The following is an 11,935-nucleotide window of genomic DNA, read 5'->3' on the forward strand; positions in this document are numbered from 1 at the left end:
AACCGGCAAAAGGGATTGCCGCAGGCCGACCTGCTGGTGCTGTTGCCTGACCGCGTCAGCGGCACCTACGGTCCGGACAGCACGCTGGTGGCCCAGTACGGCGGCAACGCGGCGGTGCCGCTGCGCAGCGAAACCACCGCCCAGCAGATGCAGCGGCCGGCGGAGGAAACCTACCAGCAGCTGCAGCAAGTGGAGCAGCAACTGGCGCTGGAGCACCGGCAGCGCGAACAGCAGCGCGAACACGCCCAGGTGCACGGTTCGGGTATGACCATGGCGTAGGCGGTCTGGGCTGCCCTGCAGCGCTGACGTGACCGCGCATCCATGTGAGAGCGGCGACTGGCTCCTGATTGGCTCAGTATTCGACTCCCTTCCAGAACGACAGTCGCGCCCCTACCATCGCCCGATGCCCGCCTTCCAGATTGCCATTGCCGCGCTTGCCGCCATCGTGCTGTTCCTGCACGCGCTGCAGGGATTCAACGACGAGCTGCGCCGTGCCGGGGGTGCGTGGCTGCAGGACAGGCTGGGACGCACGGCCGAATACCGGCTGTTCGGCTTCATGCTGGGGGCCGGGGCGACCGCGCTGCTGCAATCGTCCAGCGCCACCAGTTCGCTGACGGTCGCGCTGGTGGATGCCGGCGTGCTCAGCTTCCGCTCCAGCCTGGGCGTGCTGCTGGGCGCGAACGTGGGCACCACCGTCACCGCCTGGCTGGTCAGCTTCAAACTGACCGGCATCGGCCCGCTGTTCATTGTGCTGGGCACGTTGCTGAGCCTGTCGCCGGTAAGGTTGCGCGTGGTCGGCAAGGCGGTGTTCTATTTCGGGCTGATCTTCTTTGCGCTGGATCTGATCTCGCACGCGCTGCAGCCGCTGCAGGCGCAACCGGGCTGGCAGGCGGTGATGCAGTGGGCCGACACGCCCTGGACCGCGGTGCTGATCGGATTGCTGGCCACCGCGCTGATCCAGAGTTCCAGCGTGGTGGTCGGGCTGGCCGTGCTGCTGGCGCAGCAGCAGCAACTGCCGGCCGAATCGGCTATCGCCATGGCGTTGGGCAGCAACCTGGGCACCACCAGCACGGCCTTGATCGCCAGCCTGGGCATGCGCGGCGCCGCACGCTCGTCGGCGTTGGCCAACTTCGCTTTCAACGGCGCCACGCTGGTGATGCTGTTGCCGGCGCTGCCCTGGCTGGCGCGCTATATGGCGCAGTTGATTCCGCGCCCGGACATGGCGGTGGCCGTCACCCATCTGGGCTTCAACCTGTTGATGGCCGCCATATTCCTGCCGTTGCTGGGGCCGCTGGAGCCGTGGCTGCGCTGGCTGGAACGGCGGGCGCATGCGCAAGTCAGGCCTGGCTGACGCCTGCGACGGCGCGCGCCGGCATTGGCGTCAACGGAACAGCGACAACGCGGTCATCTCGCGCACGCGCTTGGCGTAACCGTCCTGCGCCGGCTGGGGGCTGCGCCGCCGCCCACCCGAGCCATCCGCGATGGCGGACGACTCTTGCTGCGGGCGAATCTCCGCTGCCGCCTGCGCGGTGGCGATATGCCCGTCGAGAAACAGCATGCCCTGGCTGATTGCGCCCAGTTGGCGCCACCATGCTTTTTTGCTTTCGCTACCCATCGCACCGCTCCTGCCGCCGGACCTTCCGGCTTGAACGGGAATTAAGGTAGCCGCCGGATGCCCCGGCAAAAAGCGAAAGGTCCGCAAGCCAGGCTTGAGGAATTTCGAAGCCTTGGCGGGTTACGCCGGGTCCGCCCGGCGCTACCGCGGCCACGGCCGGCGCAAGCGGCCGGGGGCGCGCGAGTCAGATCGCGGCCGCGGCGCGGCGGTGGCGGCGCAACGTGGCCATGACCAGGGCCGCGGCGAGCAGCAGGGTGGTGATGCCGAAGATTCCCGCGCCCAGATGCGCGCCACCGATGCCGCCGGCGGTGGCCTGCAGCACGTCCTGGCCGTTGCGCACGAAACTGGCGGCGTACATGCCGGTGTAGTGCATGCCGCACACCGCCACGCCCATCACCAATGCGCTGCCCAGCATCTGCGCCCAGCCGCGCAGGTTGAACGCCAGCCACAGCGCCGCTATCGAGGCCACGATGGCGATCCCTATCGAGGCAGCGACGATACCGGTGTGGTAATGGATCTCCGCCGGCATGCGCATGGCCGCCATACCGGTGTAGTGCATGCCGGCAACGCCCAGCCCCATGAACAGCCCTGCCGCCAGCAACTTGCTCCAGCCGAACCGGCCGGTGCCCGCCACCCCCAGGCCCAATGCGCACGAAGCGATCGCAATGAATGCCGACAGCACGGTCAAGGTGAGGTCATAGGTCACCGCGATGCCCATCTGGCAGGCCAGCATGGCGATGAAATGCATTGCCCAGATGCCGCCCCCGCCCATTGCCGTACCGGCCATCAGCACCGCCCGCAGACGCTGCGCGGCGGTGCGCGCGGCGGGAATGGCGATGGCCAGTTGCAATGCGGTGAACGCGCCCAGCACCGAAACCAGGTAGGACAGGACCAGCAGAAGCGGGTCGTGCAGGCATTGGACGTCATGATGGGCGTGCAGCATGGTTCAAGTCCTCGCGGATGGTTCGATGGTAGCTGCCGCAATCGGGCCCAGACGTGTAGCACGTTGGCGGATCCGGTCGCTGCTGGCGAAGCGCACGCTCCGGCCGGGCCGGACGATCGGAACCGGGCGACCACCCGGCCCAGCGCAGCCCGCAAGCCGTCCGCCGACGGGAAACGATCTTCCATTCCGGCTCGACCAGCAATGCCCCAGCGCCGAATCTGCCTGTTCGCTGGCGCCGGCGCGTGGTTGCCGCAGGCGCCGGACAGCGACAGGCGCGAAGGAATAGCATTACCGGCTGGTGCAGGCTGCGACGTTACGCACACATCCCGCCGCCGGCCGGGCCGATGAAGATCGGCACATGCCGCCAACGGCGCATGGCGATGGACCGCACTGCCTGTCCGGCTGCGCCGCCTGCGTTATTGCGCTTTCGCTTTGGCAGGCGGCGCAGCTTGGCCGCCTGCGGGGCTTTCCGGCTTGAATGGATATGAAGTTGGATTCATGCTGGACACCGGTGAATCGGCAGCTCCACCAGCCGGACTTGAGGAAATTCGAATGGGGCGGTTGCCGCTGGATCAGATTGACGCTTTCGTGACTGCCGCGCGGTTGCGCAATCTGACCCGCGCCGCCGAGGCCATGCATCTGACCGTCAGCGCGCTCAGCCATCGCATGCGCCTGCTCGAAGAACGCGTCGGCCACCGGCTGCTGGCGCGCGGGCCGCGCGGGGTGGAGCTGACGCCGCAGGGCCAGCGCCTGTTCGATGCGGTGGCCACGCCGCTGGATGCGATCGAGCACGCGCTGCAGCGGCTCAGCGTGCGCAACGAGCATGTGGTGACGCTGAGCCTGATTCCGTCGATGGCTACCGCCTGGCTGGTGCCGCGGCTGCCCGAATTCCTGGCCCGGCATCCGGAGCTGGGATTGAACCTGCAATCCAGCACGCATGTGGTGGACTTCGAACGCGAAGCGGTCGATGTGGCGCTGCGGCTGGGCGGCGGCCACTGGCCCGGCGTGCAGTCCGAATTCCTGTTCGAGGAATGGCTGGCGCCGGTGGCCTCGCCGGATTTCGTCAAGCACCATGGCAAGCCGGCGCTGGCGAAACTGGGGAACCTGCCGCTGCTGGGGGATCCGTCCAACCGCTGGAAGGACTGGTTTGCCCGCTTCGGCGGCCAGGCACCGGTGCGCTACGTCACCCAGTTCGACGATACCGAAACGCTGCACCAGGCCGCCGCGCAGGGCGTGGGCGTGGCGCTGGCGCGCGGCACCCTGGCCGAACCGCTGATCCGCGCCGGGCGGCTGGTCGCACTGACCGGCAAGCGCCTCAACGCCGGCTTTGCCCATTACCTGGTCTACCCGGAACGCAGCCTGGACCACCGCGGTTTCCAGCAGGTCCGCAGCTGGTTGCTGGAGCAGGCCAAGGCGACCGGCAAATAGCCGGGCGCATCATGGCGAGGAAATTGTTCACGATCTCCTGGGGCTGTAGGAGCGACGTGAGTCGCGATGGGCTTTCCCATGAAAGCTTCATCGCGACTCACCGGCGCGGGCATGCCCGCGCCACTCCTACAGGATTCTGTTCGTGCGCGGATTCAGGTCCTAAGATGCCGGCATGATCGATCCCCAGTCCCTGGCGCTGCTGATCCAAGATGCGTTTGCCGACTACCACGCGCGTTTTGCCGACATCACCCGGCGCGCGCGGCGGCGCTTCGAGACGATGGACTGGACCGGCGCGCGTGCCGATGCGGTCGAGCGCATCGAGCTGTACGACCAGTGCGTGGCCGAATGCGCGCTGCGGCTGCAGGCCGCGCTGCAGGAACACGCGCACGACCACGCGCTGTGGTCGGCGGTGCGCGACGGCTATGACCGGCGGATCGCCTCGCTGATCGATCGCGAACTCTACAAGACCTTCTTCAACACGCTGACCCGGCGTTTCTTCAAGACCCGCGGCGTGGACCCGGCCATCGAGTTCGTGGCGCTGGACATCGAGCCCACCGACGCCATCACCCATCCGGTGGCACGGCACAGCTACGCTGTATCCGAGCAGCGGCCCACCGACACGTTTGCGCGGGTGCTGGCCGACTACGGTTTCGAGATTCCGTACGCGCACCGCACCCGCTGCGCGGCCGCCATCGCCATCCGCCTGCAGGACGATCTGGCGCACTGGGGCGAACACCCGGTGCGCGCGATCGAACTGCTGGACACGGTGTTCTACCGCGAGCGCCGCGCCTACCTGATCGGACGCGTGCTGGGCGAGCACCGCTTCTCGCCCTGCGTGATCGCGCTGGTCAACGATGCGCGCGGGCTGCGCGCCGAAGCCGTGCTGACCCGGCGCGCGGATGTGGCGCATCTGTTCGGCACCTCGCGCAGCTATTTCCATGCCGATCTGCCCACGGTGGGCGATGCGGTGGTGTTTTTGCGCACGCTGCTGCCGCACAAGCCCATCGACGAGATCTACACGGTGCTGGGCCGCGCCAAGCAGGGCAAGACCGAACGCTTCCGCACCTTCTTCCATCATTTCGCCAGCCACCCGGGCGAACAGCTGGTGCAGGCCGAAGGCACGCCCGGCATGGTGATGGCGGTGTTCACGCTGCCCAGCTACCCGCTGGTGTTCAAGGTCATCCGCGACCGCTTCGCCTATCCCAAGGAGATGACCCGCAAGCAGGTCGAGGACAAGTACGCGCTGGTGTTCCACCTGGACCGCGTGGGCCGGCTGCTGGACACCCAGCCGTACCGGTTCCTGCGCTTTCCGCGCGCGCGCTTTTCGCCGGCGTTGCTGCAGGAACTGCTGGACGGCTGTTCGCGCAGCGTCAGCGAGGACGGCGACGATGTGATCATCGGCCTGTGCTATGTGCAGCGGCGGATGCGCCCGCTCAACCTGTACCTGCGCGAACAGAAGTTCGAGGCCGCGCGCGAGGCCGCGCTGGACTACGGCCAGTCGATCAAGGACATGGCGCGCAACAACATCTTCCCGGGCGACATGCTGCTGAAGAACTTCGGCGTCTCCCGCCACGGCCGCGCGGTGTTCTACGACTACGACGAGCTGTGCCTGGTCACCGACTGCCATTTCCGCAATTACCCCACGCCGACCTGCTACGAGGAAGAGATGTCCGACGGGCCGTGGTTCTATGTGGGGCCCAAGGATGTGTTTCCCGAACGCTTCCCGCAGTTCCTCGGCCTGCCGCCGCCGCTGGCCAGGGCGTTGAAAGCGGTGCACGGGGATCTGTTCGACCCGCAGTGGTGGCGGGATCTGCAGGCGCGGCTGAACGCCGGCGATTACCCGGACACGCCGCCGTATCCGGAAGCGCTGAAGCTGGCCTGACGGCTGGAGCATTTTGTTCGGGGACGGCGGGCACCGGGACTGGAGCATCGCTGTCGTGCGACTTGCCCCCTCTCCCCCGCTCGCGGGGGAGAGGGTTGGGGCGAGGGGGCCGGATTCCATGACCTACCCGTGCCGTCGCACCGCGAACGCGATTCCCGCGCATCCCCGCAACGCTGCCGTCTCCGTTCGCCCCCTCACCTGCCTTCGGCATCCTCTCCCCCACACGTGGGGGAGAGGAGATGGAAGCACCGCAGATTGGACGGGTTGCGGCGACCGGCCGCATGCGCGCATCGCCGCCAACCGGTAACGTAGCGGGGTGAACCCACGCTGCCTGCCCGCATCCCCATGAGTACCTACCGGCTCAAATCGGTGTTCGAACCGGCCTCGGTGGCGGTAGTCGGCAGCCGCTCGCGGCCGCGATCGGTCGGCCGCGCGGTGATCGGCAATCTGCTCGAGGCCGGATTCGCCGGCCCCATCGCCCTGGTCAACCTGCATCCGGCGCAGATGGAAGGCGTGGTCTGCGTGCGCCGCCTGCGCGATCTGCCGTGGACGCCGGATCTGGTGGTGATTGCGACCCCGGCCGAAACCGTTCCGGGCATCGCCGCCGAAGCCGCCGACAAGGGCGCCGCCGCAGTGGCGGTGCTGACCGCGGCCATGGGCCAGGGCCCCGGTTCGCCGGCCGCGCGGCTGCAGACGCTGGCGCGGGAAAAAGGCCTGCGCGTGCTGGGACCGAACTGCCTGGGCGTGATCGCCCCGCATGCGCGCCTCAACGCCAGCCTGGCCGGCCGTTTTCCCAAGGCCGGCGACCTGGCGTTGATTTCCCAGTCCGGCGCCATTTCCGGCGGCCTGGTCGAATGGAGCATGGGCCGTTCGGTCGGCTTTTCGGCGGTGGTGTCGCTGGGCGATGCGCTGGATGTGGACTTTGCCGACCTGCTGGACTACTTCGCCACCGATCACCGCACCCGCGCCATCCTGCTGTACGTGGAAGCCATCCGCGACGCGCGCAAGTTCATGTCGGCCGCGCGCGCGGCCGCACGCACCAAGCCGGTGGTGGTGGTGCGCTCGCGGCATCCGGCCAGCGCCGTTCCGGCAACCGCCGCCGCCATCGGCACCCATACCCAGCAGCTGGCCCGGCCCGATGCGGTCTACGACGCCGCGTTCCGCCGCGCCGGCCTGCTGCGGGTGCGCTCGCTGGACGAGTTGTTCGCCGCCGCCGAAACCCTGGGCCGGCTGCGCGCGTTTCCCGGCCGCCGGCTGGCCATCCTGACCAATGGCGGCGGCGTCGGCGCGTTGTCGGTGGATCGCCTGGAAGCGCTGGGCGGCACGCTGGCCGCGCTGTCCGATGCCACCCGCCAGCAGTTGGACGCGATGCTGCCGGTCGGCTGGTCGCGCACCAATCCGGTGGATCTGCTGACCGATATCGACGCCGACCGCTACGCCGCCACCATCGCCGCGTTGCTGGACGATCCTGAGAACGACGCGCTACTGGCCGTCAACGTGCCCACCGTGCTGTCCTCGTCGCTGGAAACCGCGCAGGCGATGACCGGCATGCTGAAGCAGCGGCCAGCGCACGCCCCGCGCAAGCCGGTCTTCGCGGTCTGGCTGGGCAACGATGCGCAGGCCACCGGGGTGCTCAACGCCGCGCATATTCCCAACTACCCGTCCGAATCCGACGCGGTAGCCGGTTTCATGCACCTGGTCCACCACCGCGAGGCGCAGGCGGCGCTGATGGAAACCCCGCCCAGCCTGCCGGAGGATTTCGTCGTCGACACCGCCGCCGCGCGCGCGATCGTCGATGCCGCACTGAATGCCGGCCAGCGCCGGCTGGATCCGATTGCGGTCGACCGCCTGCTGGCCGCCTATGGCATCCCGACCGCGCCGGTGGCCGCGGCCGCCGATCCGGATGAAGCCGCGCGCCTGGCCGCGCCGCTGCTGGCGGCCGGGCAACCGGTGGCGGTGAAGGTGCTGTCGGCCGATATCGAACACAAGTCCGATGTCGATGGCGTGCGTCTGAACCTGGTCAGCGAGCAGGCGGTGCGCGAGGCCGCCGGCGACATCCTGCAGCGCGCGCGCAGCGCGCGGCCGGATGCGCGCATCGACGGCGTGGTGGTGCAGCCGACGCTGCTGCGGCCGAAGGCGCGCGAACTGATTGCCGGCATCGCCGACGATCCGGTGTTCGGCCCGGTCATCGTATTCGGGCGCGGCGGCACCGCGGTGGAGGTCATCGACGACACCGCGCTGGCGCTGCCGCCGCTGGATCTGCGCCTGGCGCACGAACTGATCGCGCGCACCCGCGTTTCGCGCATCCTCAAGGCCTATCGCGACGTCCCCGCCGCCGACGAGCGCGCGGTCGCGCTGGTGCTGGTCAAGCTGGCGCAGCTGGCCGCCGACATTCCCGAAATCCAGGAGCTGGACATCAATCCGCTGCTGGCCGATCGCGATGGCGTGGTGGCGGTGGACGCGCGCATCGTGGTCGGCGCCGGGCGCCGCCTGCACAAGGGCCGCGGCCATCCGCGCTTTGCGATCTTCCCGTATCCGAAGCAATGGGAACGCAGCATCGAGCTGAGCGATGGCAATACCGCCTTCGTGCGTCCGGTACGGCCGGAAGACGATGCGCTGTTCCGCGAGTTCTTCACCCATGTCACCGACGAGGATCTGCGCCTGCGCTTCTTCCAGTCGGTCAAGCATTTCAGCCACGAGTTCATCGCCCGGCTGACCCAGCTGGATTACGCCCGTTCCATCGCGCTGGTGGCCATCGACCCAGGCAGCGGCGACATGCTGGGCGCGGTGCGCCTGCATGCCGACGCCAACTACGACCGCGGCGAGTACGGCATCCTGGTGCGCTCGGATCTGAAGGGCCACGGCCTGGGCTGGCAGCTGATGCGCATCATGATCGAGTACGCGCAGTGGCTGGGGCTGAACCTGATCGAAGGCCAGGTGCTGCGCGAGAACCGCACGATGCTGGCGATGTGCGAGCAGTTGGGTTTCAGGATTCAACTCGATGCCGACGATGCGATGCTGATGGACGTGTCGCTGCCGGTTGGCCCGCGGCCCGCGGCCTGAAGCCGGCCGCCGTGCGAGCGGCACGCTGCTGCCGGGCCGGGAACGGCTACAACCGCACGATCAGCTTGCCGAAGTTCTTGCCCTGCAGCAGGCCGATCAGCGCGGACGGGGCGTTTTCCAGGCCATCGACGATGTCTTCGCGCCAGCGGATTTTCTTCTCCCGCAGCCAGGCGCCCATTTCGCGCAGGAACTGCGGATACAGGCTGATGAAGTCGTGCTGGATGAAGCCGCGCACGCTCAGGTGGCGGGACAGGATCTGGCCCATCAGCAGCGGCAGCCGGTCCGGGCCGGCCGGCAACTGACGATCGTTGTAGTGGGCGACCAGCCCGCATACCGGGATGCGCGCGAAATCGTTGAGCAGCGGCAGCACCGCATCGAAGACCTTGCCGCCGACATTCTCGAAATAGATGTCGATGCCGTCCGGGCAGGCCGCACGCAACTGCTCGGCAAAATCCGGCGCCCGGTGGTCCAGCGCCGCATCGAAGCCCAGTTCCTCCAGGTAGGCGCGCTTGGCTTGGCCGCCGGCAATGCCGACTGCGCGGGCGCCCTGCAGTCTGGCGATCTGGCCGACCGTGGCGCCGACCGGCCCGCTGGCGGCGGCGACCACCAGCGTCTCGCCAGGCTGCGGCTTGCCGATTTCATGCAGGCCGGCGTAGGCGGTGAATCCGGGCATGCCGTAGACGCCCAGCGCGGTGGTCAGCGGCAGTTGCGCCGGGTCCAGTTTGCGCTTGAGCGTCCGGCCATCGACCAGCGCATGGGTCTGCCAGCCGGCATGCGCCAGCACCAGATCGCCGGGCCTGAAATCCGGATGCCGCGACTGCAGCACCTCCGACACGGTGCCGCCATCCATGACCGCGCCGATTTCCACCGGCGCCGCATAGGAACGGCCGGCATTCATGCGCCCGCGCATGTACGGGTCCAGCGACAGATAGCGATTGCGCAGCAGCACCTGGCCTTCGCCGGGGAGTCCGATGAAATGCTGCTCCAGGCGGAAGTTGTCCGGCACCGGCTCGCCCTGCGGGCGCGAGGCAAGCACGATGCGGGTGTTCATGGTCTCGCTCATAACGGTCCTGGAATGAGGCGAAGGCGCCGGCCGGCATCATCGGCCCGCCGCCGCTAAGCGCCGGTGAATGCCTTCGCGGCCCGCATGCTAGGCTCTGCGCACTTTTCCCGGGAGTGCAACGATGAAACGTCTATCGCTTGGTCTGGCCCTGGTTGCGGCCCTGTCCGCGACGGCCGCAATGGCGGCCACGCCGGCGCAATCCTCTTCCGCGGCGGCAGCCGACAGCGCCGCGACGGCGGCGCTGGACGCCGTGCTGCAAGGCCAATGGCGCGAGCCGGACAACGTCGCCCGCGATGGCTTCCGCCACCCGAAGGAAACCCTGACCTTCTTCGGCATCGCACCTGATAGGACCGTCATCGAAATCACTCCCGGCGGCGGCTGGTATGCCGAGATCCTGGCGCCCTACCTGCGCGACCACGGCCAGTACATCGCCGCTGTCGTCGATCCCGGCGCGGTGGCCGAAGGGCGCGGGCGCGACTACCAGCAGCGTGCCCGCAGCGGCCTGGAGAGCAAGTTCGCCGGCGCTCCCGCGCAGTACGGCAAGGCGGAAATCGTCGCCTACGATCCCGCCGCGCCGGTCTTCGGTCCGGACGGTTCGGCCGACGCGGTGCTGACGTTCCGCAACGTGCACAACTGGCGGATGTCCGGCCAGGCCGAGGGGATGTTCAAGGGCTTCTTTGCGGTGCTCAAGCCAGGCGGCGTGCTGGGCGTGGTGGAACACCGCGCCGCGGCCGATGTGCCCGCGGACGACAAGTCCGGCTACGTCGGCGAGCAGCAGGTCATCGCGATGGCCGAAGCGGCCGGCTTCCGGCTCGATGCCAAGAGCGAGGTCAACGCCAATCCGCGCGACAGCAAGGATCATCCCAACGGCGTCTGGATGCTGCCGCCCAGCAACCGCCACGAAGAAGCCGACCGCGCCAAATACCAGGCCATCGGCGAAAGCGACCGGATGACGCTGCGGTTTGTGAAGGACTGAGGGGCGGGCGGGGACTCGGGACTCGGGACTCGGGACTCGGGACCGGGGACCGGGGACCGGGGACCGGGGACCGGGGACCGGGGACCGGGGACCGGGGACCGGGGACCGGGGACCGGGGAAATGCTCCGGCGCCACTTCGTCCTTGTAAAGCCCGATTGACGTCGAATCCCAGCCAAGGCCCAACTTCCAGGGATAGCTGGAAGTTGGGCCATAGAAGTGCTCAGCCCTGGTCCCTAGTTTCTAGCTTCTAGTTTCTGGCCTCCGAGCCCTGGTCCCCGATCCCCCGCCCCCCGAGTCCCGAGTCCCGAGTCCCCATCCCCGAGTCCCGGCTCCAGCCCCATGCTGATCGCCCTCAACAAACCCTTCCACGTGCTGACCCAGTTCACCGATCGCAGCGAACCGGCGCGGCGTACGCTGGCCGAGTTCGGTCTGCCGGCGCAGGTCTATCCGGCTGGGCGTCTGGACTACGACAGCGAAGGTCTGTTGCTGCTGACCGATGACGGTGCGCTGGCGCACCGGCTGACCGATCCGCGCCACAAGCAGTCCAAGACCTATTGGGTGCAGGTGGAGGGCCAGCCGACGCAATCGCAGCTGGCGGCGCTGCGCGAAGGCGTGGTGCTGAACGATGGCCCGACCCGTCCGGCGCAGGCGCGCCTGCTCGATGCGCCGCCCGCGCTGTGGCCGCGCGTGCCGCCGGTGCGCTACCGCAAGACGGTGGCCGACGCGTGGCTGGAACTGATCATCAGCGAAGGCCGCAACCGCCAGGTCAGGCGCATGACCGCGGCCGTGGGATTGCCGACCTTGCGCCTGGTGCGGGTGGCCATTGGCGAGGTCGGGCTGGACGATCTGAAACCCGGGCAATGGAAGCAAATCGCCACGCCGATCTGAATGCACTGCCAGCGCGCTGCGCAGCCATCAACGCCGTTGCCGGATCGTCAATCGCGCCGATGCGGGCTGCCAGCCTG

At 68.5% G+C, this 11,935-nt stretch carries 10 protein-coding genes; 7 read left to right on the forward strand and 3 right to left on the reverse strand.

Features of this window, described 5'->3' with window-relative positions; all coding sequences use genetic code 11:
* Together CRO39_RS21020 and CRO39_RS18255 are read left to right on the forward strand one after the other, a co-directional pair.
* Positions 1-279: hypothetical protein (locus CRO39_RS21020; protein WP_342351737.1), on the forward strand; the 279-nt coding region annotated here is incomplete at its 5' end.
* Positions 280-403: 124 nt separating this feature from the next.
* The gene (locus tag CRO39_RS18255) at positions 404-1,351 is read left to right on the forward strand and encodes a Na/Pi cotransporter family protein (RefSeq protein WP_097123408.1); all 948 of its coding nucleotides are present in this window, start codon (positions 404-406) and stop codon (positions 1,349-1,351) included.
* 30 nt (positions 1,352-1,381) lie between these two features.
* On the opposite strand, the gene CRO39_RS18260 is transcribed toward CRO39_RS18255, so the two are convergent.
* Positions 1,382-1,615, reverse strand: coding sequence for a hypothetical protein (locus tag CRO39_RS18260; RefSeq protein ID WP_097123409.1), 234 nt, complete (start codon positions 1,613-1,615; stop codon positions 1,382-1,384).
* 184 nt (positions 1,616-1,799) lie between these two features.
* The gene (locus tag CRO39_RS18265; RefSeq protein ID WP_097123410.1) at positions 1,800-2,558 is read right to left on the reverse strand and encodes an MHYT domain-containing protein; all 759 of its coding nucleotides are present in this window, start codon (positions 2,556-2,558) and stop codon (positions 1,800-1,802) included.
* 552 nt (positions 2,559-3,110) lie between these two features.
* Here CRO39_RS18265 and CRO39_RS18270 point away from each other — a divergent pair.
* The 3 genes from CRO39_RS18270 to CRO39_RS18280 all read left to right on the forward strand — a co-directional run bounded on the left by CRO39_RS18270 (position 3,111) and on the right by CRO39_RS18280 (position 8,931).
* Positions 3,111-3,986 (forward strand): LysR substrate-binding domain-containing protein, encoded by an 876-nt coding sequence (locus tag CRO39_RS18270; protein WP_097123411.1) that lies wholly within the window; start codon positions 3,111-3,113, stop codon positions 3,984-3,986.
* Between the two features lie 172 nt (positions 3,987-4,158).
* Positions 4,159-5,868 (forward strand): bifunctional isocitrate dehydrogenase kinase/phosphatase, encoded by a 1,710-nt coding sequence (aceK, locus tag CRO39_RS18275; protein WP_097123412.1) that lies wholly within the window; start codon positions 4,159-4,161, stop codon positions 5,866-5,868.
* Between the two features lie 345 nt (positions 5,869-6,213).
* Positions 6,214-8,931: a bifunctional acetate--CoA ligase family protein/GNAT family N-acetyltransferase gene (locus CRO39_RS18280; RefSeq protein ID WP_097123413.1), complete on the forward strand. Its 2,718-nt coding sequence runs from the start codon at positions 6,214-6,216 to the stop codon at positions 8,929-8,931.
* Positions 8,932-8,977: 46 nt separating this feature from the next.
* On the opposite strand, the gene CRO39_RS18285 is transcribed toward CRO39_RS18280, so the two are convergent.
* Entirely contained in the window at positions 8,978-9,994 is a 1,017-nt protein-coding gene (locus tag CRO39_RS18285; protein ID WP_097123414.1) for an NADP-dependent oxidoreductase, read from the reverse strand.
* A 121-nt stretch (positions 9,995-10,115) separates the two neighbouring features.
* Here CRO39_RS18285 and CRO39_RS18290 point away from each other — a divergent pair, with 121 nt between their 5' ends.
* Both CRO39_RS18290 and CRO39_RS18295 read left to right on the forward strand, forming a co-directional pair.
* Positions 10,116-10,970 (forward strand): class I SAM-dependent methyltransferase, encoded by an 855-nt coding sequence (locus CRO39_RS18290; protein WP_097123415.1) that lies wholly within the window; start codon positions 10,116-10,118, stop codon positions 10,968-10,970.
* Between the two features lie 339 nt (positions 10,971-11,309).
* Entirely contained in the window at positions 11,310-11,858 is a 549-nt protein-coding gene (locus tag CRO39_RS18295; RefSeq protein ID WP_097123416.1) for a pseudouridine synthase, read from the forward strand.
* Positions 11,859-11,935: the final 77 nt, after the last annotated feature.

It is taken from the genome of Pseudoxanthomonas wuyuanensis, from assembly GCF_900215535.1.
Lineage (GTDB): Bacteria > Pseudomonadota > Gammaproteobacteria > Xanthomonadales > Xanthomonadaceae > Pseudoxanthomonas_A > Pseudoxanthomonas_A wuyuanensis.